Genomic DNA, 26,746 nt, shown 5'->3' with positions numbered 1-26,746 from the left:
GGTAAGGCTTTCCCGTCGCACGGTCGACGGCAACTCCTTTCCCATCTCGGTGTGCACGCCGAGTATGGCAAGCAGTGTCTCCGTCGTCCTCGCCGCGCTGTTCGCGAACGGCGCCATCGCGATACTGAAGTTCGGGGGGTATCTCCTCACGGGCTCGCCCGCGATGCTCTCCGAGACGTACCACTCCATCTCCGACACTGGCAACCAGGTGTTTCTCCTCGTGGGCATCTTCTACGGTCGGAAGCAAGCCTCGCGCGAACACCCGTTCGGCTACGGGAAGGCGCAGTTCTTCTACTCGTTTCTCGTCTCGGTGTTGCTGTTCGGCATCGCGGGGTGGGAGTCGCTGAAACACGGCTACGACGCCATCGTCAACCCCCACCCCATCAGTTCGGGGACGGTGACGATTCCCGTCGTCGGCGCGACGGTGCCGAACGTCTACGTCAACTACGCGGTGCTCGCCGGGGCCATCCTCTTCGAGGCGTACGCGCTGAAGAAGGCGAACGACGCGATGCGGATCGAGATCCGCGAGAACGACTGGTCCGGCTACCGCGAGGCGTTCAAGAAGACCGCCAACGTCACCGTCCTCACGGCGTTCACCGAGGACACCATCGCCATCGGCGGCGCGGGGCTGGCGCTGTTCGGCGTGTTCCTCTCGCGGGTCACGGGGAACCCGCTGTTCGACGCGGTGTCGGCGTTCCTCATCGGCGTGATGTTGATGGGGTTCGCGGCGGCGCTCGCGTGGGAGAACAAGCGCCTCCTGCTCGGCGAGTCGCTGCCCGACGCCGACGAACGAGAGATCCGGGCGCTGGTGACGAACGCATCGGGCGTCACGGAGGTCGTGGACCTCCGGACCGTCTACTTCGGTCCGGACAAGGTCATCGTCACCGCCGACGTGGCGTTCGACCCCGACCTCGACACCGAGGAGATCGACGACCACATCACGGACCTGGAGGAGACCATCATGACGGCCGACGAGGACGTCTCGAAGGTGTACATCGAACCCGAGGTGCAGGACGAGGAGTAGCTGCGACCGTTCGACGTGACACAGGGGGGCGAACAGGCGACGCGTGGCGTGGCTCCCGGCCGGCGCGTCGCAGTCGTCTCACGGCTGGACCGCTAGACTGTCCGTGGCGCAAGCGCCACGCTACCGCCTCGACCGACCGGGTCGGGGGACTACGGCACGACGGCGGTGGCCGCGTTCCGCTATATGAACCCTCGCCCATCAGTTCCACCGCGGTCGGCGAATCCTTTTAGGTGAGAGCGGCAAACTCCTGGGCGTGTCAGAGACGGCGTCGTTCCTCCGCTACTTCCCGTACGAGGCCCCCTACGACCACCAGCGGGAGGCGATGGGCCGCATCCACGACGCGCTCGACGAGGGTCGGGACGTGCTGTTCGAGGGCGCGTGCGGGACCGGGAAGACGCTCGCGTCGCTGGTTCCAGCGCTCGAATACGCCGAGCAGGAGAACAAGACCGTCGTCATCACCACGAACGTCCACCAGCAGACCCGCCAGTTCATCGCGGAGGCACGGGCCATCACCCGCCAGCAACCGATTCGGACCGTCGTCTTCCGCGGGAAGGGGTCGATGTGCCACATCGACGTGGGCTACCAGGAGTGCCAGGAGCTGCGCGATACGACCCGCAAGCTCGTCGAACAGGAGCAGGAGCTCACCGACCTCGAACGCCGCCAGCAGGAACTCCTCGACGCCGCACAGGACGGCAACGAGCAGGCCGCCAAGGCCCGGTCGTCGGTGATGGACGAACTGGAGGCCGTCGAGGAGGGCGTCGAGGCGATAGACGAGGGGAACGTCTGCGAGCGGTTCTACGCGAACCTCACCGGCGATACCGACGAGTTCTACCAGTGGCTGTACGACGACGTGCGGACGCCCGACGACGTGTACGAGTACGCGCACGCACAGGGGTTCTGCGGGTACGAGCTACTGAAAGAGGGAATGGAGGGCGTCGACCTCGTCGTCTGCAACTACAACCACCTGCTCGACCCCATGATTCGCGAGCAGTTCTTCCGGTGGCTCGGCCGCGACCCCGAAGACGTGGTCGCCGTGTTCGACGAGGCGCACAACATCGAGTCCGCCGCCCGCGACCACGCGACCCGCCAGCTGACCGAGACGACCCTCGACGGTGCGCTCGACGAACTGGAGGAGGTGGACGACTACCGCGTCGAGGCGACCGAACGCGTCGTGGCGGCGTACCGCGAGGCACTCCGCGCGGTGTACGACGACGGGCTCGGCATCGGCGCACGCGAGACCCTGGACGAGACCTGGGAAGACATCACCGTCGACAACGAGGAGGGCCGCGACGACCTGACGCTCGCGTTCCTCGACGCCTACGAGGGCCCCGGCTACAAGCAGGACCTGGAGCAGGCGCTGAACCTCGGGGCGGCGCTCGACCAGCAGTACCAGGAACAGTACAAGGAGGGCGAGACCACCACGCGAAAGGAGTGTCGCGTCCTGCAGGCGTCGGGATTCATCGACGAGTGGATGTCAGGCTCCGCGGCGGCGGGCACCTACCCCGTCGTCTCCGTGCGCCGCGACGAGAGCGGCGTGTACGGTCGTGCCGAACTCTACACCTGCATCCCGCGGCAGGTGACCGAACCGCTGTTCGAGGAACTCTACGCGTCGGTGCTGATGAGTGCGACCCTCCGCCCGTTCGACGTGGTCGAGGACGTGCTCGGCGTGGGGACGGACCACGAGGACGGGCCGCTGACGATGGCGTTCGGCGAGCAGTTCCCGCCGGAGCGCCGCCGCACCTACGCGGTCGACACACCCGCGCTGTTCGCCAGCCAGCGGGACGACCCCGGGATGCAGGAGACTATCACCGAGGTCCTGACCGACGCCGTCGAGATGACGCCCGGCAACACACTCGCGTTCTTCCCCTCCTACGCCGAAGCCGAACGCTACTTCCACCAGGTCGAGACGGACGCCACCCCGTACCTCGACCGGCCGGGCGTCCGCGCCCAGGAGCTCAAGGAAGAGTTCGTCGCCGACGAGAACGCCGTCCTCTTCACGTCGCTGTGGGGCACCCTCGCGGAGGGCGTGAGCTACGACGACGACGACGCGCGGACGGTCGCGGTGGTCGGCGTTCCCTATCCCCATCTCGACGACCGGATGCAGGCGGTGCAGAACGCCTACGCGACGGCCTTCGGCGGCGCATCCGGGCTACGCCCGGATGCTCGTGGGACTTCGTCCCACGCTGACGAGGACAAGGGCTGGGAGTACGCCGTCGAGGTGCCCACGGTCCGAAAGACCCGGCAGGCGCTCGGTCGCGTCGTGCGCAACCCCGAGGACTTCGGGGTCAGAATCCTCGTCGACGAGCGGTACACGGCGTCGAACGCCGCCGAACTGGGCGACTACTCGGTGTACCGGTCGTTCCCCGAGGAGGAGCGCACCGAACACATCGACATCGGCCCCGGGAAACTCAAGTACGCGATGCTGAACTTCTACTCCGACATGGACGCGTGGGAGGGAGAGCCGCCGCAGCCCTAGGCAGGTAACGCCACGGTCTCGACTTCGAGTTCGCGACCCGGATGCCAGAACGCGAGTCGCTCGACCGTCCACTCGAACGGTTCGATGTCTCGCCCGAGGAGGTCGGCAGCGTCGCCCCCGCGGGCGATGGTGACGTGCGGGTCGTACTCGTCGCCCTCGAAGCCCGGCACGGGGTCGAACACCTCACAGAGCGTCTCGTGAATCCGGTAGAGTTCGGGCGACTCGACGACGAGGTACGCGACCGGGGCCTTCCCCGAGGGTGGGTCTCGGAAGAGGTCGATGCCCGACACCCGCGCGGCGAAGGGCGGGGTGCCTTCGAGCGCGGCACGGGCGCGGCGCGTCATCGACTCGAACCGCTCGTCGGGGAGGCGCTTGGCGACGAGCGTGTGTCCCCGCCGCTGCTCGGCGGTGATGCAGTTCGAGGCGAGGCCGACCGCGAGTCGCGTCACCTCGCTCGGGACGGGGACGTTGACGCTGTACACGCTCGGGGAGACGGAGTTCGGACGTTAAATCCTGTCGAGTAGGAACAGCACGATGAGTACGATGACGACCAGTCCGAGGATCGAGGAGAACGGGCCGAACAGGAATCCGACGATCTCCCCGAGAATTTCGAGCCCGATCCAGATAATCACCAGTACCAGAATGACCTTCAGGAGGTCCTCAGCGTCTACCATACTCGCAGTGCTCGCGGCTGCGGCTTAAACGATTGGGCCGAGCCGGCAACGACTTTATGCTCGTCTCGGGTAACGTCCGGACGAATGCGCCGTCTCGTCGCTGCCGTACTCGCGCTGTGTACCGTCGGGGTCGTGCTCGCATCTGCGGTGGTGCCCGTCGCCGCGGTCCACACCACGGGCCACTCCTTTACCGTCCAGCTCGCCGAGAACGGGGACGCGACGGTCGTCGTCGAGGACCGCTACAACCTCTCGAACGAGTCGGAAGCTGCGGCGTTCGAGGCCATCGCGAGCAACGAGAGCCGTCAGCAGCAACACCGCCAGCAGGTCGCCGCTCGACTCGACCGCGGGGCGTCACTCGCCGCGGACGCGAGCGGCCGCGAGGTGCAGTCGGGCGAGGTGACCATCGAGGTCACCGAGACGAACGGAACCGGCATCGTCCGCGTGCAGGGGTCGTGGTCGAACGTCGCGGCCGTCAACACGAAGTTCAACATCCTCGAACTCCGCCAGCCGTTCCAGTCGGGGTTCGAGGTGAACCGGACGCTCGTCGTCGCCGGGCCCGACGCGTACACCCGCGTCTCGACGACGCCGGCTCCCTCGCGGGCGCTGAAGTCGAGCGCCTACTGGGGGCAAGACGCAGACCTCTCCGCGTTCTTCATCCGGTTCGAGGGACCGACGACCGCGACGGTGTCGGCGTCAGGGGGCGGGTCACAGCAAGGGACGGCGACGGTCGCACCCATCACGAGCGAGGGGCTGGCGGCGTTCGCGCTCGCCGCGGCCGTCGCGCTCGTCCCGGTGGTGCTCCTCGTCGTCGGGTTCGGCCGTGTGGGGCGTTAGCAGGCTCGGAAAGGGTTGCAGTGTCGCAAGCTTTTAATACCACTCTCGGGTTACGAGCAAGTACATGACGAGCACCGTCTCGCGTCGCGGCTCGCCCGCAGCCAGCGACGGTGCCCTCGCTCCTGCAGGCTCACGGGCTTCGCCCGTTCGCCTGTTCCGTGACGCTTCGCGTCACGCTGTGCGACGACCGCGACCGGGCCTCCTGGCCCACTAAACACATTTTCACTCCGACGGTCGCTCGCTTCCAACGAACCACCGCCCGGTACCGGCGGTACACACACACCACACCAACACAATGACAGAGAAAGTCGCACTCGCCTTCTCAGGCGGTCTCGACACCACAGTTTGCGTCCCGCTGCTCGAAGAGGAATACGGCTACGACGAGGTCATCGGCGTCACGGTCGACGTCGGTCAGCCAGCAGAAGAGTTCGCCGAGGCCGAGGAGACGGCCGAGGCGCTCGGGCTCGAAGTCCACATCGTCGACGCGAAGGACGCGTTCGCCGACCTGTGTCTCGACGCCGTCCGCGCGAACGCCACGTACCAGGGCTACCCGCTCGGGACGGCGCTCGCACGCCCGGTCATCGCACAGGCCATCCTCGACGTCGCCGTCGCGGAGGGCTGTACGGGTCTCGCACACGGCTGTACCGGGAAAGGCAACGACCAGCTCCGGTTCGAAGCGGTCTGGCGTGACTCCGACATGGAGGTCATCGCCCCCGTCCGCGAACTCGGCCTGACCCGCAACTGGGAGCAGGAGTACGCCGAGGAGAAGAACCTCCCCGTCGAAGCCGGCAACGACGGCGACTGGTCCATCGACACGAACCTCTGGTCCCGCTCGGTCGAGGGGAAGGAGCTGGAGGAGCCGAGCTACGTCCCCGGCGAGGAGATCTACGACTGGACGACCGCCCCGACGGGCGAGACCGAGGAGATCGAACTGGAGTTCGAGGAAGGCTACCCCGTCGCGCTGAACGGCGAGGCGATGGAGCCGGTCGAACTCATCCAGACGCTCAACGAGCTCGCCGGCTCCTACGGGGTCGGCCGTACCGACGTGATGGAGGACCGCATGCTCGGCCTGAAGGTCCGCGAGAACTACGAGCACCCCGCCGCCACGACCCTCCTGAACGCCCACGAGGGGCTCGAAGGCCTCGTCCTCACGAAAGACGAGCGTTCGTTCAAGACGCAGATCGACCAAGAGTGGGCCGAGAAGGGCTATCAGGGGCTCGTCAACGGCCCGCTCGTGCAGGCGCTCGAGGCGTTCATCGCGAAGACGAACGAGCGCGTGACGGGTACCGTGACGATTCGCTTCGAGGGCGGACAGGCCCGCGTCGTCGGGCGTTCTTCCCCGTACGCCGTCTACTCCGCGGAGGCCGCGTCGTTCAACACCGAGGACGTGACGGGCGACATCGAGCAGAACGACGCGACGGGCGTCGCGAAGTACCACGGCTTCCAGGAGCGCCTGGCGAACCGTGCGATGAAGCACGCGAAGGAGTCCGCGCCCGTCACCGACGGTGGCGAGACAGAGGACGCGGAGTGAGCCGATGAGCGAGGAAGAACCCAGCAGCGACGTGGTCCGCCGCGAGCGCTTCAGCGGCGGCCCTGCCCGCAGGTTCCTCTCCTCGCTCGCGTCGGACGAACGCATCTTCCGTGCGGACCTGCAGGTCGACCGCGCGCACGTCGTGATGCTCGCCGAACAGGGCATCGTCGACGAGAGCGAGGCCGCCGACATCCTCGGCGCACTCGACGCCGTCGAGGAGGCGGGCCACGCAGAGTTACCCGACGGCGAGGACGTCCACGCGGCCATCGAGACGGCGGTCATCGAGCGCATCGGCGACGTGGGCGGGAAGATGCACACCGCCCGCTCCCGGAACGACGAGGTCGCCACCTGCTTGCGCCACCGCCTTCGGGAAGATATCCTCGAGCTCGCCGAGACGGTCATCGGGTTCCGCGAGGTGCTGTGTTCGGTCGCGGAGGGCCACACCGAGACGGTGATGCCCGGCTACACGCACCTCCAGCCCGCCCAGCCCACGACTGTGGCACACTACCTGCTGTCGTACGAGTCGGCGCTGGCGCGTGACACCGAGCGGCTGGTCGCGGCGTTCGACCGCACCAACCGCTCGCCGCTCGGCGGCGCCGCGTTCGCGGGGACGCCGTTCGACATCGACCGCGAGCGGGTCGCGGCCCTGCTCGGCTTCGACGAGGTGGTCGAGAACAGCATGGACGCGTCGTCAGCGCGCGACTTCCTGACCGAGACGACGGCCGCCGCCGCGACGCTCGCCACGCACCTCTCGGGCATCGCCGAGGACCTCGTCATCTTCGCGAACAAGGGGTACGTCGACCTCTCTGACGACTACTCGTCGACCTCGTCGATCATGCCCCAGAAGAAGAACCCCGACACGCTCGAACTCGTGCGGGCGTCGGCGGGCGACGCCTCGGCGGGGCTGAACGGCCTCCTGACGACGCTGAAGGGACTCCCGAGAGCGTACAACCGCGACCTCCAGCGGGCGCACAATCACGCGTTCGACGCGGTCGATGCGGTGCTGGAGGCGACGGAAGTCGCCGCCGGTGCCGTGGCGACCGCCGAGTGGAACGCCGACCTGTTGGCCGAGGAAGCCGCCGACGGCTTCTCGACGGCGACCGGAATCGCGGACCTGCTGGCGATGCAGGGGCTCCCGTTCCGGACGGCGCACGAGGTCGTAGCCATCGCGGGCGAGAACGGTGGCGACTTCGCGGCCGTCGAGGCCGCCGTCGAAGACGTGCTGGGTGGTGAACTCGGCGAATACGTCGACCCCACCGCCGTCGAGGCGGCGCTGGACCCCGAGACGAGCGTCGCCTCGCGCGACTCGCTCGGCGGCCCCGCCCCCGAGTCGGTCGCGGCCGCGCTCGAACGGGTGAGCGCGGACATCGCGGAGGCCGAGACCGCCGTCGGCACGCGCCGCGAGGCGCTCGACGCCGCAACAGACGCACTCCGTGAGGAGGTGGCGACGTATGGCTGAGCGCTGGCCCCAGCGACGCGGCCCACCGGGACTCCCACCGTCCCCGCCGGGGACTATTGACATAATCCTGATATAGGAAACATTTGCGACGGTTTCGACGCTGTTTTTGCCATCAGCAGCCGCTCTGTGCATTGTTAATTACTTGATAAGTTCGATGGGTTTAAGTCCGTGAGGCCGTGAGTACGAGGTACAATGGCAGAATGCATCGAGTGCGGGGCCGAACTCACCCTGCACGACGACCTCGAAGCTGGAGAGATCGTTGACTGTTCGACCTGCGGTGCCGAACTCGAGGTGCTCTCGACGGACCCCCTCGAGCTGGACACGGCACCCGAACTCGAGGAGGACTGGGGCGAATAACCACGCGCTTCGGCGCAGGTGATATCATGCAGATAGGTATGCTCTACTCGCGCATCCGCCGGGACGAGAAGCTCTTGCTCCGGGAGCTGCGCGAGCGCGACCACGAGGTGGAGAAGATCGACGTCCGGAAAGAGCGGTTCAACATCGCAGAGCCGCCAGCGGCGTTCGAGGACCTCGACCTCGTCGTCGACCGCTGTCTCGCGACCTCGCGGTCGCGGTACGTGACCCGGTTCACCGACCACTACGACGTGCCGGTCGTCAATCACCCGGAGACGGCGGCCATCTGCGCCGACAAGGCACGGAACAGCCTCGTCCTCCAGGACGCCGGCGTCCCGACGCCGAACACCGACGTGGCGTTCACGAAGGAGTCGGCGATGGAGGCCATCGAGAACTTCGGCTACCCCTGCGTTCTCAAGCCCGTCGTGGGTTCGTGGGGCCGCCTGATGGCGAAAGTCGACTCCCGCAATGCGGCGGAGGCCATCCTCGAACACAAGGAGACGCTCGGCCACTACGAGCACAAGGTGTTCTACGTCCAGGAGTTCGTCGAGAAGCCCGGCCGCGACATCCGCGTGCTCGCCACCGACGGCGAGCCCGTCGCGGCGATGGCCCGCTCGTCGGACCACTGGCTCACGAACGCCGCGAAGGGCGCCGAGACCGAACACATCGAGATCGACGACGAGATGGCGGACCTCGTCAAGAAGGCTTCCGACGCGGTCGGCGGCGGCCTGCTGGGCGTCGACCTCATGGAGACGGGCGACTCGTACACCGTCCACGAGGTGAACCACACCGTCGAGTTCAAGGCGCTCAACGAGGTCGCCGAGGTCGACGTTCCGGGCACGGTCGTCGACTGGCTCGAAGAGCGCGCGAAACTCGGCCTCGACGCGGAGGTGCCGGCGTGACGCTCCAGGCGAGCGTCGTCGGCGGCTCCGGCTTCACCGGCGGCGAGTTGCTCCGGCTGCTGGACGGCCACCCCGAGTTCGAAATCGCACAGGCGACCTCGCGCGGGAAGGCGAACAAGACGGTGGGGTCGACCCACCCGAACCTCCGCCACCTCGATTTGCGCTTCTCGGACCCGGAGGACCTCGAATCCGTGGACGTGCTGTTCGCGGCGACGCCCCACGGCGTGTCGATGCAGCACATCGACGCGTTTCAGGACGCCGCCGACACGGTCGTCGACCTCTCGGCGGACTTCCGCCTGCCGACCGAAGAACAGTACGACCAGTGGTACGACGGCCACGAGCGCCCGGAACTCCTCGCCGACGCGGAGTACGCGCTCCCCGAGGTGAACCGCGAGAACCTCCCCGGCGCCGACCTCATCGCCGCGGGCGGCTGTAACGCCACGGCGACCATCGTCGGCCTCCTCCCGCTGTTCGAACACGGGATTCTGGAGGGCGACGAACAGGTCGTCGTCGACGTGAAGGTCGGCTCCTCTGAAGGTGGTGCGGGCGGCGGCGACGCCTCCTCGCACGCCGAGCGCTCGGGTGTCGTCCGCCCCTATGCGCCGACGGGCCACCGCCACGAGGCCGAGATCGAGGAGTACCTCGGGCTCTCGGTCTCCTTCACCGTGCACGCGGTGGACATGATCCGCGGCGCGAGCGCGACCTGTCACGTCTTCCCGAACGGCCCGGTCTCGAAGGGCGACCTCTGGGGCGCCTATCGTGGCAGCTACGAAGACGAACCGTTCGTCCGCATGGCTTCCGGTGGTGGGGGCGTCTACCGCTACCCCGAGCCGAAGGCCGTCGCGGGCTCGAACATGGCAGAGGTCGGGTTCGAACTCGACCCGACGAACAAGCGGCTGGTCGTCTTCTCGGCCATCGACAACATGATGAAGGGCAGCGCGGGCCAGGCGGTCCACGCCGCCAACATCGCGCTCGGCCTGGAGGAGACGGCCGGACTGGAGTTCACGGGGCTGCACCCCGTGGGCGCACCCTGACAGACGCAGATTTTCATACTCATGACGGTAGTAGTCAAGATCGGTGGTGCCCGCGCGGTCGACCCCGAGGGCGCCCTCAGCGACGCGGCACAGCTCGTCGACGACGAACCGCTCGTCGTCGTCCACGGTGGCTCGACGGCGGTCGACGACACGCTCGAACGGATGGGCATGGAGCCCGAGTACGTCGAAACTCCGTCCGGTGTCGTCGGTCGATTCACCGACGCCGAGACGATGGACGTGTTCAAGATGGCGATGGCCGGGCAGGTCAACACCGACCTCGTCACCGGACTCCGTGAGGCGGGCGTCGACGCCGTCGGCCTCTCCGGCGTCGATGGCGGCCTGCTGACCGGCAAGCGCAAATCGGCCGTCCGGGTCGTCGAAGATGGAAAAAAGAAGATTCGTCGAGGCGACCACTCCGGCACCATCCAGAACGTGAACGCCGACCTGCTGGAGCGGTTGCTCGAAGGCGGGTACACGCCGGTCGCGTCTCCGCCGATGCTCGCGGACGACGGCGTCGCAGTCAACACCGACGCCGACCGCGCTGCCGCCGCGATTGCGGGCGCGCTCGGTGCCACGCTCGTCGTCCTCACGGACGTCGAAGGCGTCTACGCCGACCCCGACGACCCCAGCACGCGCATCGAATCGGTCGAGACCCCCGACGAGTACGAGGGGCTCAAACAGGCTGCCGAGGGGTTCATGACCCGGAAGGTGATGGCCGCGACCGAGGCCCTGGAGCAGGGCGCGAAGGAGGTCGTCGTCGCCAGCGCCAACGCCGACGCACCCATCACGAGCGCCGTCGGTGGCGGTGGGACGCACATCTACCCCGAATCGCTGGCGGAGGGGGGTGACCAATGAGTGGGTTCGTCTTCTCGGAGAAACCCATCCAGATCGAGTCCGGCGAGGGGATGACCCTCACCGCGACCGACGGCACCCAATTCCTCGACTTCGGCGCCTCTTACGCCTGCGTGCCGGTCGGCCACTGCCACCCCGACGTGGTCGAGGCCACGACCCAGCAGGTGCAGGAGCTCATGTACGTGCAGGCGTCGTACCCGCACGCCGCCCGTACGGCCCTCTACGACCAGCTCGCGGACGTAGCACCCGGCGACATCGACAACGTCTGGCTCTGTAATTCGGGGACGGAGGCCAACGAAGCGGCGCTGAAGTTCGCCCGCGCCGCCACCGGTCGCTCGAAGATCGTTGCGACGACCCGCGGCTTCCACGGGCGCACGATGGGCGCGCTCGCGACGACGTGGAAGGACAAGTACAAGAAGCCGTTCGAACCCCTGGCAGGTGGCGTCGAGTTCGTCCCGTACGGCGACAGCGAGGAGGTACGGGCGGCCGTCGACGACGAGACCGCCGCCGTCATCCTCGAACCCCTGCAGGGAGAGGGCGGCATCAACCCCGCGTCGACCGAATACCTGCAGGCCGTCCGCGAGGCGACCGACGACGCGGGAGCGGCTCTGATTCTCGACGAGATTCAGACCGGGCTCGGCCGCACCGGGTCGATGTGGGCCTGCGAGGGCCACGACGTGGTCCCGGACATCCTCACGACGGCGAAGGGGCTCGGCTCCGGGCTCCCCATCGGCGCGACGCTCGTCCGCGACTGGGTCGCCGAACAGCACGGCGACCACGGCTCCACGTTCTCGGGCAATCCCGTGACGTGTGCGGCGGCGGGCGCGACGCTCGACGTACTCCAGCGCGACGAGATTCCCGCCCACGCCGACGAGATGGGCCAGTACCTCCGCGGGGAACTCGAAGCCGCGCTCGGCGACGAGGTGCGCGAGATTCGTGGACAGGGCCTGATGGTCGGCATCGAGGTGAAGCGGGGGGCGAACCGCTACCTCCGTGACCTCGCGCTGGAACACCAGGTGCTCGCGCTCCCCGCGGGCCGGACGGTCCTGCGGCTGCTCCCACCGCTCGTCATGGCGGAGGAACACGCCGACGCCGTGGTGGATGCCCTCGCCGAGGTGGTGACGTGATGAGCGACGCAGCCGCGGTGGCGGACACCGAGGCACGTGACCTGCTGTACGACCTCGTCTCGATTCCCTCACCTACGGGGGAAGAACGGGAGTGTGCCGAACGCCTCGTCGAGTTCTTCGAGGCCCACGACCGCGAGGTCTGGCTCGACGAGGTCGGCAACGTCCGTGCGCCCGCCGACGACCGCGCGCTGTTCACCTCGCACATCGACACCGTCCCGGGCGACATTCCCGTTCGTATAGAAGACAGTGACCAGAAGTCGGAACTCTGGGGTCGCGGCTCCGTCGACGCGAAGGGGCCGCTGGCCGCGCTCGCCGTCGCCGCCGTTCGGACGGGCGTCTCGTTCGTCGGCGTCGTCGGGGAAGAGGTCAACTCCCGTGGCGCTCGGTTCCTCGTCGAGGACCGCGACGCGCCGGACGCCGTCGTCAACGGCGAACCCTCCGGCTGGGACGGCGTGACTCTGGGGTATCGCGGCATCCTGCAGGGGACGTACGTCTCGACGAGCGAGTCGGGCCACACCTCCCGGCCCGAGAACAACGCCATCCAGGACGCCATCTCGTGGTGGTCTCGGGTGGAGGCGGAGTTCGAGAACGACCCCTACGAGCCGGTGTTCGAGCAGGTGACGGCCAAGCCCGTGAACATCCAGGGTGGCACCAGCGACGACGGGCTCTCCGTCGAGGCGACGCTGGAGGTCCAGCTCCGGGTGCCGCCGTCGATGACCTGCGACGAGGTGCGCGAACTCGCCGACGGCGTTCTGGAGGGGGGACACGTCAACTGGAACGACCAGGTGCGCCCGACGATGCAGTCGCCGCGCAACCCCGTCGGCCGGGCGTTTCGGGTGGCGATCCGCAACGCGGGCGGCGACCCCCGCCTGCTGCGCAAGACCGGCACGAGCGACATGAACATCTTCGCCGGGGAGTGGGACTGCCCGATGGCGACCTACGGCCCCGGCGACTCGGACCTCGACCACGCGCCCGACGAGCACCTGCCCCTGGGTGACCTGGACCGCGCGGTCGCGGTTCTTGAGGAGGTGGCAGACAGCCTATGACCCAGCACTTCACCGACATCGACGACCTCTCGCGTGACGACCTCGCGGACGTCCTCACGCGCGCGACCGACCTGAAGGAACGCACCCAGCGCGGGAAGGCCCACCCGGTTCTCGCGGGCCAGTCGCTGGCGATGATCTTCGAGAAACCCTCGACGCGCACCCGAATCTCCTTCGAGACGGGGATGACTCAGCTCGGCGGGCACGCGCTGTTCCTCGGTCCCGAGGACATCCACCTGGGCCACGGCGAGCCCATCCGGGACACGGCGCGCGTCCTCTCGCGGTACGTCGACGTGGTGATGGCCCGCGTGTTCGACCACGCGGACGTGACGGGACTCGCCGAGTACGCCACGATTCCCGTGGTCAACGGCCTCACCGACGACGCCCACCCCTGCCAGACGCTCGCCGACCTCCTGACGATTCAGGAGACGTTCGGCGACTTCGACGTGGACGTCGCGTGGGTCGGCGACGGTAACAACGTCTGTCAGTCGTTCGTTCGGGGCGCGGCCATGACGGGCATCGACCTCACCGTCGCGACACCCGCGGGCTACGAGCCGGACGACGAGACGATGGACCGCGCCGCCGAACTCGGTGACGCACCCGAGGTGACGAACGACCCCGAGGCCGCCGTCGCGGACGCGGACGTCGTCTACACCGACGTCTGGGTGTCGATGGGGCAAGAGGACGAGCGCGCCGAGAAACTCGAAGCGTTCGACGGCTTCCAGCTCAACTCGGAGCTGCTCTCCGGCCAGAAGGTGATGCACTGTCTGCCGGCGCACCGCGGCGAGGAGATAACGGACGACGTTCTGGAGAGCGATGACGCGCTCGTCTGGGATCAGGCCGAAAACCGACTGCACGCCCAGAAGGGGCTGTTGACCTTCCTTCGTTAGGGGCGAACAGCGGTGAACACCGCCCCCGTCACCACGCCGTACACCAGATGCCACAGCAGGCTCGGGACGGCGACGTTCGGGAACGGCGGCGCGTTCTGGAACCCGACTGCCGAGAGCCACAGCGGCATCAGGAGCGCCGCGAGGACGACCCACGCCACGATGCCGTAGCCGATACCGACGGCGACCGTCGTTCGCGCGTCGGTGATGCCGGCGGCGCTGACGACCCCGGCGAACACGACGCCGAGTATCGCGCCGTGCGAGAGGTGGATGATAACCCCGGCCACGGGATTGGCCGGTGGAGCGAGGGTGTAGAGGCCGGGAATCGCTCCCGCGATGACGGGCGTCGCTCCCATCACGAGCATCACGGCGGTCATGACGGTGGCACCGGCGAGGCCGGCGACGACCCCGCCCTGCCACGCTTCGTCGAGTTCGAATCCGGTTCGCTGTCGTGTCTCGGTTGCCATCGCGGCCGAAGCATCGACGGTATGGAGAAAAGCGGCGGCGGGTGTGGGCGGCCGTGCGACCCAGTCGCACATGCACACGACCGCCTCAGGCCCGGTCGAGCGACGTACTCACGCCCCGGTGGTCCGACTCGTCGGCGCTCCCGAACACCGTCGCGGCCGTCGGCTCGAAGCCGCGGACGAACACGTAGTCGATGCGCTGGTACGGGCGCGACGCGCTGTACGTGTAGCCGGGACCGTCGCCCACGGCGGCCCAGGAATCGGTGAACGACGCCGTCATGGTGTCGACGACCGCCTCGTCCGGCGTGGCGTTGAAGTCACCGAGAACGACCGCCGCCTCGGCGTCCTCGACGAGTTCCAGCACCCGCCGAGCCTGTCGAATCCGCACCTCGCCGTCGACCTCCAGGTGCGCGACGACGACGGGAATCGGGCCGTCGGGGTGGTCGACCGTCGCGCGCAGCGCTGGGCGCGTCACCGTGTCGTCGGTCGGGAGTTCCACCACCTCCGCCTCGTCGATGGGCCACGCCGAGAGCAGCGAGACGCCGTACCCCCCGACGCTGGCCTCCGGCCCCGGTGCGTAGTGGTAGCCGAGCGCCGCGGCGAGCCACCGCACCCCGAACACGTTTCCGGAGGTGATGCGCGCGCCCTCAGTCTCCTGCAGGCCGAGGATTCCGATTCCACGACCCCGGAACAGGTCGGCGACCGCCCGGAGGTTGTACCGGCCCCGCGAATCGAAGAACTGGTGGACGTTGTACGTGGCGACCCGGAGTCTGTCTGGCGTCGCGCCGGACGTCGGCCGCCGGAGGTAGCCGCCGACGAGCGCCAGCAGGCCGGCCCCGACCCCGCCGACGAGCGCCCGGCGGGTGCCGTCGAGGCCGGTCGGCTCGGTCGGGTCGGGACGCCCACGGACGGCGAGTACGGCCGTCGCCCCGACGAGCGCGGCGAGCGCCAGGACGAGTGCCGGCTCCAGTCCCCGCAGGAGTGGGCCGACGCCGGGGATGAACGCCCAGTTCACGGCCAGCACGAACCCGACGACGGCCACGAGCGCGAGGAGTTGGGCGCCGCTCACCGTGAGCCCCGCGCGACGCGGGCGCTGGCTGCCGGTGCCACCGATCGACGCGAGGACGACCAGCGCGGCCGTCGCGAGCGGGAGGCCGACGACCGGCACCGTCTCGACGGAGAGCAGTCGTGCCATCGCCCCGACGAGGAACAGGCCCCACGCGAGCGCGCCCCGGCGACCGGGCGCGCCGAGGTACGCCACCCAGCCACCGCCGACGAGCAGGCCGACGGCCGAGAGCCCCACGGCCCACGGATAGGGGTGGCCGACCCAGCGGGCCGTGACCGTCGGGAACCCCAGCCAGAGCGCCGCGAGGAACAGCGCGACGAACAGCGGTGCGAGCGTCGGTACCGTGTTTCGCTGGGTGCCGTCACCGAGCGCGACCGTCGCCCCACCGAGCGCGAGGAGAAACGCGACCAGCACACCGCCACCCACGAGCGTCGCGTACGCCGAAACCGCACCTGTCAGCCCGCGGAGCGCCAGCACGAGGAGCAGGCCGAGCGCGAACGCGATGCCCACGCGCGCGTCGAGTCGGGCGGCGTCGGTTGCCAGTACGGGCGTAAGCGCGAGCCCGGTCAGGGATGCACCGACGAGCGCGACGACCGGCCCGCCGAGCAGGGAGAACGCGACCCCGCCCGCGGCGACCGCCACGAGCAACTGCTCGCGGGCGCCGGATGTGAGACGAGAGGAAAACGGAACCAGAAGCGTCCACCCCGTCACCAGCAACAGCGCGAGCAGTGCGGTGGCGTTCGGCCCCGCCGTCGAGAAGTTCAGCACGAACACGCGGGTGACGGCATACGTCAGCGTGACGAGCAGGAGCGCGACGGCGAGCGACGCGCGCAAGAGGACCAGCGGTTCCCGGGAGGCCGCGGAGCGAACCCCTGCTGTCGATGACATACCCACCGCCTGCGCCCGATGGGGTGAAAAATCGGGAGGGTGGGCACACGAGCCACACGAGCGGGGTGAGTCCGTGGTAACGGCGGGATTCAAGACGCCGAACCCCATACCGAGAGACATGCGAACCGACCCGGACCCCGGCCGCTTCCGTGAGCTGATGCTAGACGAGGAGCCGGGCTTCGAGGAGGTGCTGGCCTGCGTGTTCGGCGTGCAGGAACACGAGGTTCGGACGTACCTCACCCTGCGGGAGCACCCCGGGAGCACCGTCTCGGAGCTGGCCGACATCCTCGACCGCGACCGCTCGAACGTCAACCGGTCGCTGTCGACGCTCCGCGAGAAGGGCCTCGCCCGCCGGGAACGCCGCCTGCTCGACTCGGGCGGGCACGTCTACCAGTACACCGCCACGCCCGGCGACGAAGCTCGTGACCTGATGCACGAGACGCTCGACGAGTGGGCCGCCTACGTCCACGAGCGCATCGACGAGTTCCCCGAGACCTGAGACACCTTTGGGCCGTACCCGGCGACCAGCAAGCGGCACGTAGCGAACAGTAATGCGGTTGTGCGTGGTAACCGGATTTCCGCGAGTAACCTTATGCCCGGTGCGAGCCATCGGAGACCTATGACGGACGACGCACCGCTGGAAGTGTGGTGTGCGGGCGAGGACTGGTGTCCCATCACCGCCACCGCGACCGTTCTGGGCAAGAAGTGGCACCCGGTCATCATCCACCGACTGCTCGACAAGCCACGCGGGTTCAACGACCTGAAGCGCGCGGTCGACGGCATCTCCTCGAAGGTGCTGTCGGACTCGCTGGAGAACTTAGAGGAGTACGGCCTCGTCGAGCGCACGGTGGTGAGCGAGAAGCCGTTCCGGGTGGAGTACGCGCTGACCCCTCGCGGCGAGTCGCTCCAACCGGTCATCGAGGAGATGCGCGAGTGGGGGCGCTCGCACCTCGCCGCCCCGGCCTGAGTCCGGGGATACGCCGCCGACTACGACACGCTAGCGGTGTCGGTCGAGGTCGTGGGGGCGGTCTGATTCGACCCACGCGTGGTGGTTCCGGGGGTCGTACACCAGATACCCCCCGTCGGAGAGTTCCAGTCCGGCGGCTCGGCGGTCTGCGGGCAGGTCGGTCGTATCGTCGGTGTCTACAGGTGCCATTGGTCCACACGGCGGCGCCGTGGTTGGGTTACGTGTCTGCATGGAGGACGTTAACTGTTACCATGTGTCAGACGCGCGGCTGACGCAGCGACGACGGCTATTTGGTCGCTCCCGGTGTCACCCCGGTATGGCTATCACCGTCGACGCAGGTGAGTTCGAACTCGACGAGCTCATGGCACGGCTGAAAGACGGCGAGCGCGTCATCGTCCGGACGGAGTTCCTCGGCGACATCCGCGAGGTAGCGCTCCGGTTCGACGGCGAGACGTTCTACTGCGACACGCCGACGCGGCTCCACAAACACGCCGAGGAGGCCGAGATGCGTGCCTGTATCGAGCGACAGGGCTACGCCGCGAGCGGCGAGACGTAGTACGGTCGACACGCCCGCCGCAACCGCCCCCTTTTTGCTCGCGGCGCGGCGACATCCGGCAATGGCTGACCTGACGCTCCCTGACCGGCCCGAGGCCCCCGACGGCGCCGACGGGGTCTGGCTCACCTGTATCGAGTGCGGACACGACCTCCCACCGTTCGACGACATCGTCTACACTTGCCCGGAGTGCGACGGCCTGCTGGAGGCGCGCTACGACTCGTACCCGACGTTCGACCAGTTCGAGGGCGACGGCGTCTGGCGCTACAACGCCGCGCTCCCCTTCGAGGAGGGCGTCACGCTCCCCGAGGGGTCGACGCCGCTCCACTACGCGCCCCGGCTCGAAGACGAACTCGGCGTCCGCAACCTCCGCATCAAACACGAGGGGATGAATCCCACGGGCTCGTTCAAGGACCGCGGGATGACCGTCGGGGTGCGAGTGGCACAGGAACTCGGCGTCGACCGCCTCGCGTGTGCCTCGACCGGCAACACCTCGGCGGCGCTCGCGGCCTACGGCGCCCGTGCCGGGCTCGAAACGCTCGTGCTCCTGCCCGAAGGAAAGGTCGCCGCCGGCAAGATCGCGCAGGCGAGCCTACACGGTGCCACCATCCTCGAAGTCGACGGCAACTTCGACGCCTGCCTCGACCGCGTGCAGGACCTCGCGGACCGCGGCGAGGCCTACCTCCTCAACTCGCTCAACCCCTTCCGCCTGGAGGGGCAGAAGACCATCGGCCTCGAAATCCTCGAAGAGTTCTACACCGACGAGGGGCGGTTCCCCGACCGCATCGTCCTCCCCGTGGGGAACGCCGGCAACACCGCGGCGCTCTACAAGTGCTTCCGTGAACTCGTCAAGGGTGGCGACCTCGCACCCGGCGACGTCCCGAAACTGACGGGCGTGCAGGCCGAGGGGGCCGCCCCGATGGTCGAGGCCATCGAGGAAGGCAACGACGAGACCCGCCGCTGGGACGAGGTCGAGACCATCGCGACGGCCATCCGCATCGGCAACCCCGTGAACGCGCCGAAGGCGCTCCCGGGGATTCGCGAGACGAACGGGACGGCAGTCGCCGTGAGCGACGAGGAGATCACCGACGCACAGCGCGCGCTCGCCGGCGAGGGGATCGGCGTCGAACCCGCGTCCGCTGCGTCGGTCGCGGGCCTGCGAAAGCTCCGCGAGCGGGGCGAGATCGACGCCGGCGAGGACGTCGTCTGTCTCACGACCGGCCACCTGCTGAAGGACCCCGACGCCGCCGCCGCGGCCGGACGCGACCCGGAGGGCGTCCCGAACGACACGGACAAGATTCTCAAACATCTCGCGGGGAAGGACGTCTCCGGGAGCGGCGGCCTGCTCGGGAAGCTGCGAAACCTACGCTGAGCGGGCGAGTGCGGCGAACCCACCGCGGTCGCCGCCGACGTACACCCGGTCGCCAGCGACGACCGGTACGGTGACGGCCAGCTGGTCGAAGAAGTTCGATGGCGACCACGACAGGCCCAGCAGCCCCCGGTGGCGTGTCTTCTCGCCGACGGCTCACACTGCCAGCCGAACCGTCGTCTCCGACGCACCCTCGGGGACCTCGACCTCCCGATAGCCGAACGAGCCGGCGAGCGTCACCGTCGCCGCGCTGTCGCTGTCGACGGCGAGCGTCAGCTCGTCGGTGGGGTCGAGTCCCGCGTCCTCGACCCACAGCGTGACCGTCTCGACGCCCTCCAGGCTGACCTGCAGCGCGTTGCGGGCGGGCTGCGTCTCGACGGGCGACTTCCAGTGGACGCCCCGGCGTTTGTGGACGTTCGGGGAGCGGCCCGCGCCCACGAACTCGTCGACCACGGGCTCCCCGTAGCCGTCGGCGAGCGAGATTGCGTCGACGAGCCCCGTATGTGCCGCGTCGGTGACGGTGATGTCGTCGACCCAGTAGGCGCCGTCGTGGACCAACCCCACGTCCGGGTGGTCGAACTCGGGGACGTGCCGGTAGGTCACGCGGGCGGGTGACCGCGTGACACGACCGGCGTCGAGGAACCGGGCCGCACGGTCCCAGCGGTCGCGAATCGCCATCGTGAGGTGCCCCTCGAACGGGAACACGTCGAGTTCGTGGCGGTAGCCGTGTTCGCGGAGCCGTCGCGCGTAGCCGAGCGGGCCGAGCACGGGCACGAGCACGTCCGCCCCGCCGTTCCACACGAGCAGGGGGACGTGCCGGAGGTTGTCCGTGACGTAGCGGGCGTCCTCGGGACGCTCGCTGAAGATGGAGCGGACCCGGCCCCCACCCCGCCCGCCGAACAGGTCCCTCGTGAGCAGTGCGGGAAGCGCCACCATCCCACCCGTCGCCCCCTCCAGCGGGTCTTCGGTCGGGGGCCCAACCACGGAGAAGCCGGAGGAGAAGAGGTCGGGGTACTGTGCGGCGAGGACGAAGGTGCCGTACCCGCCCATCGAGTAGCCCGCGAGCGAGACGCGGTCGCGGTCGATCTCGAATCGGGTTTCGAGGTCGCGCCACGCCTCGAACACGTCGAGTTCGCCCTCGCGTTTGTACCAGAGGCCGGGGCCGCGCGCCTGCGGCATCAGGACGATGCTCCCGTGTTCCTCGCCGAGTTCCTGCAGGAGGTTGGGGGTGTACACGGCGTACTGGGTGTAGCAGTTGCCGAGCGAGTGCAGGAGGACGGTGAGGGGCGTCTCCGTGCCGTCGTTGTCGTCGGGGACGTAGGCGCCGTACGGCTGGATACACCCCTCGAGCAGGTCGTGGGCGGGGTCGACGCCTTCACCGAAGTCGTACCGGGACGGATAGAGCAGCGAGAGATACCCCGACTCGGGGACGTGTTCGACCGTCTCGCCGGCCCGCAACGTGGCGAAGTCGATGTCGGCGAAAAAGGAGGAGATGTCGCGCTCGCGGAGCGCGAGCGCCTGGTCGTGTTCGCGCCAGTTCCCGGTGCCGAGGACGCTCGGGAGCCCCGCGGTCAGTACGTCGAACAGCTTCATCGGGAGCGCGGTCGGGTCGAGGTCCGGCGGCGCCATCGGCTCGTGGAACCGGAAGCCGACGTTGAAAACCGGGGGCACGTCCTGCCCGGAGCGTCGCCCACCCGGCGTCCGGTAGTCGGGGGCGACCTCGACCCGCTGGAACGCGTGGACATCGGCGTCCCACAGTCCCGTCACGCAGTAGTGGCGCCACGTCTCCTCGCCGGGGTCGAGCGGTACCTCCACCTCGAGCTGATTGCGCTCCAGATCCACCGACACCGCTTCGTCGGCGAGCGGTTCGCCGTCCAACTCGGCGCCCTCGCCCCACGTCACGAGGACGTGGTCCGCCGGTGCGCCGAGGTCACCCAGCCCGTACCCCCAGTCCGTCCGGCCGTCCTCGGGCGTGCCCGCACCGGAGGTGTCGATGCCGATGGCGACCCCCGTGACATCGGTGTCCAGCATCGTGTTCAGCGTGATGCGGTAGGCGATGCCCTCGTCTGTGGGGCGCGCACGAAATTCGAGGAGGTCGGCCGCGTTGTACGCGTACCGCTCCGGGTCGTTCGGGTAGTGGAGGTCGCCCGTCGGCTGGGCGAACGTCCCCCACATCTTCTCCGCCCCGGAAGGCTGTCGGCTCAGCAGCGAGCGGGTGTCGGCGCCGTGGTCGTCGTAGACGAAGTCCTGATACAGATACTCCCCGTCGACGTACGCGTCACACCCCGAGACCAGGAGCGGCTCGGCCGCCCACCCCGGCCCGTTCTCGAGGAGCGGTGGGCGGGGCGTCTCGCCGTACAGCGCGTCCGGGCCCGGACGGGGAGCAGTGGAGGCGACGACCTCGTCGGCTCCGGACGGCCCGGCGTCATCCGCTGACATGCCACATGGGACGAGTTCAAACAATAAATGCATTTACCCAGTAACAATGTGTGAGGACGGTTCCGCACCCGAGTTTTCACACAACTCACACACGATGGAACTAGTCGAATGCGGCCGGTAGGAACCCCCTACCCAAGGTTTACGGTCGTCACGGTGTCGCCCTGCTCGACGTTGACCGGGTGGTCACCGAACGCGCCCGCGAGCGTGACGGTCGCCGGGCCGTCGCTGTCGACCTCGACGGTGAGGTCGGCCTCTGGGTCGAGCCCGGCCGTCTCGACCCACACTGTCACGGACTCGACGCGTCGGAGCTTCAGTTCGAGGGCGTTCTCGGGGCCACGGACGGCGGCTGGGTCGGGGTCGGTCCACTCGACACCGCGGCTGACGTACGGCTGGGGGCTGGCGCCCGTCCGCTGGAACGTGTCGGCGTCGGGCTCGGCGTAGCCGTCGGCGTACGAGATGGCGTTGACGAACGCGTTGTCGCCCATCCGGAGCTCGATCTCGTCGACCCAGTAGGCGCCGTCGTGGACGAGCCCGAGGTCGTCGTAGTCGAACCGCGGGACGCGCCGGTAGGTGACGCGCTTCGGATGGTGGTCGGCCTGTCCCTCGGCGAGGTAGTCGGCGCCGCGCTCCCAGCTGTCGAACACCGCCGGCAGGAAGTGCGTCGTCGGGAACACGTCGAGCTGGTGGCGGTAGCCCTGCTCGGAGAGCCGGCGGGCGTAGTTGCCCACCCCGAGCAGCGGCGCGAGCGCGTCGCCCGCACCGTTCCACAGCAGCAGCTCGACGTTCCGCAGGTTCTCGGTTATCATCAGCGCGTTCTCCGGGCGCTCGGTGAAGATGGTGAGTACGTCGCCGCCGCCCGCGCCGCCGAACAGCCCGCCCGTGAGGCTCTTGGGGAGTCCGAACAGGCTGTCGGTCGTCCCCTCCAGCGGGTCTTCCGCGGGCGTGCCGACGATGGAGAAGCCGCGGGCGAACAGGTCGGGGTGTTTTTCTGCCAGTAGGAGCGTCCCGAACCCACCCATGGAGTAGCCCGCCACCGACACACGGTCGCGGTCGATCTCGAAGCGGGTTTCGAGGTCGCGCCACGCCTCGAACACGTCGAGTTCGCCCTCGCGCTGGAACCACGTCGCCGTCCCGCGCGCCTCGGGCGTGAACACGATGGCGTCCTGGGCCGCCGCGAGCTGCTCGACGAGCTTCGGCATGAACACCTCGTACTCGTTGTGGTTACAGCCGAGCGAGTGCAGGAGGAGCACCATCGGCGCAGGCTCGTCGGGGTCGACTGACTCGGGAACGTACACCGAGTACGGCTGGATGCGTCCCTCGAACGTGTTGTGCGCGGGGTCGAGCCCCTCGCCGAAGTCGTACCGGGAGGGGTACAGCAGGTCAAGGTGTCCCGACTCGGGGACGTTCCGGGTCGTCGTGCCCGCTCGGAGCGTCGCGAAGTCGATATCCGCGAAAAAAGAGGAGATGTCGCGGTCCCGAAGGCCGAGCGCCTGCGCGTGGTCGCGCCACGTCCCCCGGCCGAGCGCCCGCCAGAGCTGGTCGTCGAGCGCGTCGGGGACGTCGATGGCCGACAGCAGCGCGAACGGGTCGTCGATGCTGTCGAGGAGGTCGCGCGCACCGCCCGATCCCGAGAACAGCCCCAGCGGGTCTGCGAGGTCACCCAGGAGGCTGGGAACGTCCGCGACGAGCTGCTGGATGTTGGTGGGCGCGGCGAACAGCAGCCCAAGCAGTTCCCCGTGGATGTTGTGCCGGTCGAAGTTCGCTTCACAGGGCTCGTCGAACCGGAAGCCGACGTTGAACACCGGCGGGACGTCGTCGCCGTTCGATCCGCCCGGCGTCGTCTCGGTCACGTCCCCGCCGACCTGCATGAACCCGTGGGCGTCGGCGTCCCACAGCCCCGTCACGCAGTAGTGGCGCCACGTTTCGTCTGCGGGGTCGAGCGGCACCTCCACCTCGATCTGGTTGCGCTCTACGTCGACGGAGACCGCGTCGGCGGCGACGGGTTCGCCGTCGAGTTCTGCGCCCTCGCCCCACGTCACGAGGACGTGGTCCGCCGGTGCGCCGAGGTCACCCAGCCCGTACCCCCAGTCCGTCCGGCCGTTCGAATCGCCTGTCCCAGACGTGTCGATGCCGATGGCGACGGCAGCCGCCGCCGGATCGAGCATCGTGTTCAGCGTGATGCGATAGGCGACGCCCTCCTCGGTGGGGCGCGCGCGAAACTCCAGCAAGTCCGCCGCGTTGTACGCGTACCGCTCCGGGTCGTTCGGGTAGTAGACGTCCCCCGTGGGCACCTGATAGATGCCGCCGACGCTCTGGGCGCCGCTCGGTGGCTCCGCGATGAACGAGCGGGTGTCTGCGCCGTGGTCGTCGTAGACGAAATCCTGGTAGAGATACTCCCCGTCGACGTAGGCGTCACATCCCGAGACGAGAAGCGGGTCGGCCGTCCACCCCGCCCCGTTCTCCAGTATCGGTGGCGTGGGGTTCTCGCCGTACAGCGCGTCCGGCCCGGGACGGGGCGCCGGCGCGTCCGCAGCGTCCTCTGACATTGTCCCACCCTCGAAGTCCAGCCCCAAAGGGGTTCAGCCTGCAATTGCCCGTGGTTCATTACCCCCTCCAGAGCCCACCGCGGACGCCCGTCCGTCGACCGTCTGACGTAGCTATTTGGGGGTTTAGTCCAATCTCGTGGTACATGTCATCGAGCGACACACCCTCGCTCGTCCGGACGACCGGCCTCGACCCCACCGAGGGGTCGGCGGCGCTCGAAGCCGAGGCGAGCCGACTGCGACAGACCGTGGAGTCCCTGGAGGAAGAACTGGCCGCGACCGAGGCCGCGCTGCGGGAGCGAAACCGGGAGCTGGACGCGGTTCGCGACCGACTCGACGAGCGCGACGGCGCGCTCGAGCGCGCCCGTGAGTGGGGCGAGTTCCTCGACGAGGAACTCCGCGCCCAGCAGCGACGCATCGAGGAACTGGAGGCGGAGAACAGTCGGCAGGCCGAGCGTCACGAACAGGTCGTCGACCGCTACGAGGAACTGCTGACCGAAAGGGAGTGGGAAGCGGAGCCCCCGGGACTGCTCGCCCGGCTGAAATCGCTGTTCTAGCGGCCGGTCGCGCCGTTGAGTTCGATGTAGGTGATGTCGATGATGCGGTCGTCGGAGAGGAGTTTCTCGCGAGCCTCGGGCGAGACCTCGCTGTCGACGTTGTAGACGGTGAGCGCCTCCCCACCGTTCACCTCGCGGGCGTTGTACATGCCGGCGATGTTGATGCCGGCTTCGCCCATGACGGTCCCGATGAGGCCGATGACGCCCGGCTCGTCGGTGTTGCGGGCGACGATCATCTTCCCGCCGGGGATGGCGTCGACGCGGAAGCCGTCGATGCGGACGATACGCGGGTCGTCACCGGCGAACAGCGTCCCACAGACGGAGATGTCGTCTTCCGCACCGCGAACGCGCACGGTGACGAGGCTCTGGAAGTCGTCGCTCTGCTGGCGCTTCGTCTCGCTGACGTCGATGCCGCGCTCCTCGGCGATGCGGGGCGCGTTCACGGCGTTCACCTGCCACTCCAGCGGCTCGAAGACGCCCTTGAGCGCGCTCGCGGTGACGAGGTCGATCTCCTCCTCGGCGATGTCACCCTCGTAGGTGACCTCGACGGCCTCGATACGCCCGTCGAGCAGTTGGACGGCGATCTTGCCTGCGGTCTCGGCGAGTCCGATGTACGGCTTCACGCGCGGGAACGCCGCCTCGTCCATCGACGGCGCGTTGAGCGCGTTCATGACGGGTTCGCCGTTGAACGCCGCGAGGATCTGGTCGGCCGTCGAGGTGGCGACGTTCTCCTGTGCGGCGCTCGTCGACGCGCCGAGGTGGGGCGTGACGACGATGTCCTCGACGCCGAGCAGCGGCGAGTCGTCCGGGAGCGGCTCCTCGCCGAACACGTCGAGCGCCGCGCCCGCGAGCACGCCGTCCTCGACGGCCTGAGCGAGCGCCGGCTCGTCGACGATGCCGCCACGGGCACAGTTGATGACGTAGCCGCCTTCGAGCTGGGCGAGTTCGTCCTCGCCGATGAGGTTCGCCGTGTCCGGCGTGAGCGGCGTGTGGATGGTGAGGAAGTCCGCTCGCTCCAAGACCTCGTCGAGGTCCGCGAGTGACGCACCGACCTGTGCGGCGCGCTCCTCGGAGATGTACGGGTCGTACGCGACGAGGTCCATGCCGAGCGAGCCGAGGCGCTTGCCAACCTCCTGGCCGACGCGACCCAGTCCGACGATGCCGAGCGTCTTGTTGTTGACCTCGGTGCCGAGGTAGTCACCCTTCGCCCACTCGCCGTTCTTGAGGCGGACGTGTGCCTGCGGGATGGACCGTGCGGCGGCGAACGTCATCGCGACGGTGTGTTCGGCCGCCGCCCTGACGTTCCCCTCGGGGGCGTTCGCGACGATGACGCCGTGGTCGGTCGCCGCGTCGATGTCGATGTTGTCGACGCCGATGCCGGCGCGACCCACGATGACGAGTTCCTCGGCGGCCTCGAACACCTCGCGGGTGACCTGCGTGCCGGAGCGCACCACGAGGGCGTTCGCGTCGGCGACGGCGTCGAGGAGCGCGTCGCCCTCCACGTCGTAGGCGGTTTCGACCTCGTGGCCGGCCTCGCGGAACCGGTCGAGGCCGGCGTCCGCGATGGGGTCCGTGACGAGTACCTTCATACGCGAGGGGCCGGGTGCCGCGCGGATAACGCTTTCTTCATCGGCACGATTCGACGGCGGGATGTATGCATATGCGCGCATAACTCGAACGGGAGAACTACACAGACCAGCACG

General features: G+C 68.6%; 25 protein-coding genes. 17 read left to right on the top strand and 8 right to left on the bottom strand.

From position 1 onward, the window contains the following. The first annotated feature begins 64 nt into the window (after nucleotides 1–64). On the top strand, nucleotides 65–1,024 hold the full coding sequence (locus NL126_RS07870; protein ID WP_255198371.1) for a cation diffusion facilitator family transporter: 960 nt from the start codon (nucleotides 65–67) through the stop codon (nucleotides 1,022–1,024). Between the two features lie 253 nt (nucleotides 1,025–1,277). Continuing rightward, complete coding sequence (locus NL126_RS07865; RefSeq protein WP_255198370.1) at nucleotides 1,278–3,500, top strand: ATP-dependent DNA helicase; 2,223 nt, start codon at nucleotides 1,278–1,280, stop codon at nucleotides 3,498–3,500. Here NL126_RS07865 and NL126_RS07860 read toward each other — a convergent pair. Continuing rightward, nucleotides 3,497–3,982, bottom strand: coding sequence for a 2'-5' RNA ligase family protein (locus NL126_RS07860; protein WP_255198369.1), 486 nt, complete (start codon nucleotides 3,980–3,982; stop codon nucleotides 3,497–3,499). The two genes, NL126_RS07865 and NL126_RS07860, sit on opposite strands and share 4 nt — an antisense overlap. A gap of 24 nt (nucleotides 3,983–4,006) precedes the next feature. Continuing rightward, nucleotides 4,007–4,174, bottom strand: a complete 168-nt coding sequence (locus tag NL126_RS07855) for a DUF7554 family protein (RefSeq protein WP_255198368.1) — start codon at nucleotides 4,172–4,174, stop codon at nucleotides 4,007–4,009. A gap of 84 nt (nucleotides 4,175–4,258) precedes the next feature. Here NL126_RS07855 and NL126_RS07850 point away from each other — a divergent pair, with 84 nt between their 5' ends. From NL126_RS07850 to argF, 10 genes are all read left to right on the top strand, one after another. After that, on the top strand, nucleotides 4,259–5,008 hold the full coding sequence (locus tag NL126_RS07850) for a DUF7345 domain-containing protein (protein WP_255198367.1): 750 nt from the start codon (nucleotides 4,259–4,261) through the stop codon (nucleotides 5,006–5,008). Nucleotides 5,009–5,303: 295 nt separating this feature from the next. After that, nucleotides 5,304–6,539, top strand: coding sequence for an argininosuccinate synthase (locus NL126_RS07845; RefSeq protein WP_255198366.1), 1,236 nt, complete (start codon nucleotides 5,304–5,306; stop codon nucleotides 6,537–6,539). Nucleotides 6,540–6,543: 4 nt separating this feature from the next. Next, nucleotides 6,544–7,998, top strand: coding sequence for an argininosuccinate lyase (argH, locus tag NL126_RS07840; RefSeq protein WP_255198365.1), 1,455 nt, complete (start codon nucleotides 6,544–6,546; stop codon nucleotides 7,996–7,998). 192 nt (nucleotides 7,999–8,190) lie between these two features. Next, nucleotides 8,191–8,355 carry a lysine biosynthesis protein LysW gene (lysW, locus tag NL126_RS07835; RefSeq protein ID WP_255198364.1) on the top strand — a complete coding sequence of 55 codons (165 nt, stop codon included), beginning with the start codon at nucleotides 8,191–8,193 and terminating at the stop codon, nucleotides 8,353–8,355. A gap of 26 nt (nucleotides 8,356–8,381) precedes the next feature. Beyond that, nucleotides 8,382–9,254: a lysine biosynthesis protein LysX gene (gene lysX, locus NL126_RS07830; RefSeq protein WP_255198363.1), complete on the top strand. Its 873-nt coding sequence runs from the start codon at nucleotides 8,382–8,384 to the stop codon at nucleotides 9,252–9,254. Next, nucleotides 9,251–10,288 (top strand): N-acetyl-gamma-glutamyl-phosphate reductase, encoded by a 1,038-nt coding sequence (argC, locus tag NL126_RS07825; protein ID WP_255198362.1) that lies wholly within the window; start codon nucleotides 9,251–9,253, stop codon nucleotides 10,286–10,288. The genes lysX and argC overlap by 4 nt, the downstream gene beginning before the upstream one ends. A 21-nt stretch (nucleotides 10,289–10,309) precedes the next feature. After that, complete coding sequence (locus NL126_RS07820; RefSeq protein ID WP_255198361.1) at nucleotides 10,310–11,143, top strand: acetylglutamate/acetylaminoadipate kinase; 834 nt, start codon at nucleotides 10,310–10,312, stop codon at nucleotides 11,141–11,143. Then, complete coding sequence (locus NL126_RS07815) at nucleotides 11,140–12,267, top strand: aspartate aminotransferase family protein (RefSeq protein WP_255198360.1); 1,128 nt, start codon at nucleotides 11,140–11,142, stop codon at nucleotides 12,265–12,267. The genes NL126_RS07820 and NL126_RS07815 overlap by 4 nt, the downstream gene beginning before the upstream one ends. Next, complete coding sequence (locus NL126_RS07810; RefSeq protein ID WP_255198359.1) at nucleotides 12,267–13,313, top strand: [LysW]-lysine hydrolase; 1,047 nt, start codon at nucleotides 12,267–12,269, stop codon at nucleotides 13,311–13,313. The genes NL126_RS07815 and NL126_RS07810 overlap by 1 nt, the downstream gene beginning before the upstream one ends. Next, entirely contained in the window at nucleotides 13,310–14,200 is an 891-nt protein-coding gene (gene argF, locus NL126_RS07805; RefSeq protein WP_255198358.1) for an ornithine carbamoyltransferase, read from the top strand. Before NL126_RS07810 ends, argF begins: the two co-directional genes overlap by 4 nt. Here the strand turns inward: argF and NL126_RS07800 are convergent. After that, nucleotides 14,197–14,664, bottom strand: a complete 468-nt coding sequence (locus NL126_RS07800) for a DUF6789 family protein (protein ID WP_255198357.1) — start codon at nucleotides 14,662–14,664, stop codon at nucleotides 14,197–14,199. The two genes, argF and NL126_RS07800, sit on opposite strands and share 4 nt — an antisense overlap. Before the next feature lie 85 nt (nucleotides 14,665–14,749). Beyond that, nucleotides 14,750–16,615, bottom strand: coding sequence for an endonuclease/exonuclease/phosphatase family protein (locus NL126_RS07795; protein WP_255198356.1), 1,866 nt, complete (start codon nucleotides 16,613–16,615; stop codon nucleotides 14,750–14,752). 118 nt (nucleotides 16,616–16,733) lie between these two features. Here NL126_RS07795 and NL126_RS07790 point away from each other — a divergent pair, with 118 nt between their 5' ends. Together NL126_RS07790 and NL126_RS07785 are read left to right on the top strand one after the other, a co-directional pair. Further along, nucleotides 16,734–17,114 (top strand): helix-turn-helix domain-containing protein, encoded by a 381-nt coding sequence (locus tag NL126_RS07790; protein ID WP_255198355.1) that lies wholly within the window; start codon nucleotides 16,734–16,736, stop codon nucleotides 17,112–17,114. A 120-nt stretch (nucleotides 17,115–17,234) separates the two neighbouring features. Beyond that, nucleotides 17,235–17,582 (top strand): winged helix-turn-helix transcriptional regulator, encoded by a 348-nt coding sequence (locus tag NL126_RS07785; RefSeq protein ID WP_255198354.1) that lies wholly within the window; start codon nucleotides 17,235–17,237, stop codon nucleotides 17,580–17,582. A 30-nt stretch (nucleotides 17,583–17,612) separates the two neighbouring features. Here NL126_RS07785 and NL126_RS07780 read toward each other — a convergent pair whose 3' ends face one another. Then, the gene (locus NL126_RS07780; protein WP_255198353.1) at nucleotides 17,613–17,771 is read right to left on the bottom strand and encodes a DUF7331 family protein; all 159 of its coding nucleotides are present in this window, start codon (nucleotides 17,769–17,771) and stop codon (nucleotides 17,613–17,615) included. A 127-nt stretch (nucleotides 17,772–17,898) separates the two neighbouring features. On the opposite strand from NL126_RS07780, the gene NL126_RS07775 reads away from it, so the two are divergent. Both NL126_RS07775 and thrC read left to right on the top strand, forming a co-directional pair. Beyond that, nucleotides 17,899–18,138 carry a DUF8001 family protein gene (locus NL126_RS07775; RefSeq protein ID WP_255198352.1) on the top strand — a complete coding sequence of 80 codons (240 nt, stop codon included), beginning with the start codon at nucleotides 17,899–17,901 and terminating at the stop codon, nucleotides 18,136–18,138. A gap of 61 nt (nucleotides 18,139–18,199) precedes the next feature. Continuing rightward, complete coding sequence (gene thrC, locus NL126_RS07770) at nucleotides 18,200–19,507, top strand: threonine synthase (RefSeq protein WP_255198351.1); 1,308 nt, start codon at nucleotides 18,200–18,202, stop codon at nucleotides 19,505–19,507. 153 nt (nucleotides 19,508–19,660) lie between these two features. Here the strand turns inward: thrC and NL126_RS07765 are convergent, their stop codons facing one another. Continuing rightward, nucleotides 19,661–21,943, bottom strand: coding sequence for a prolyl oligopeptidase family serine peptidase (locus tag NL126_RS07765; RefSeq protein WP_255198350.1), 2,283 nt, complete (start codon nucleotides 21,941–21,943; stop codon nucleotides 19,661–19,663). Between the two features lie 128 nt (nucleotides 21,944–22,071). After that, entirely contained in the window at nucleotides 22,072–24,489 is a 2,418-nt protein-coding gene (locus NL126_RS07760) for an alpha/beta hydrolase-fold protein (RefSeq protein WP_255198349.1), read from the bottom strand. 143 nt (nucleotides 24,490–24,632) lie between these two features. Between NL126_RS07760 and NL126_RS07755 the strand changes: the two genes are divergently transcribed. Beyond that, the gene (locus NL126_RS07755) at nucleotides 24,633–25,043 is read left to right on the top strand and encodes a hypothetical protein (RefSeq protein WP_255198348.1); all 411 of its coding nucleotides are present in this window, start codon (nucleotides 24,633–24,635) and stop codon (nucleotides 25,041–25,043) included. Here the strand turns inward: NL126_RS07755 and serA are convergent. Continuing rightward, nucleotides 25,040–26,632 carry a phosphoglycerate dehydrogenase gene (gene serA / locus NL126_RS07750; RefSeq protein WP_255198347.1) on the bottom strand — a complete coding sequence of 531 codons (1,593 nt, stop codon included), beginning with the start codon at nucleotides 26,630–26,632 and terminating at the stop codon, nucleotides 25,040–25,042. The two genes, NL126_RS07755 and serA, sit on opposite strands and share 4 nt — an antisense overlap. Nucleotides 26,633–26,746: the final 114 nt, after the last annotated feature.

Origin of the sequence: Halorarius litoreus (genome assembly GCF_024362405.1) — an archaeon.
Lineage (GTDB): Archaea > Halobacteriota > Halobacteria > Halobacteriales > Haloarculaceae > Halorarius > Halorarius litoreus.
Note: the sequence above shows the minus strand (reverse complement) of the source record. Positions and strands in the feature narration are given on the sequence as shown.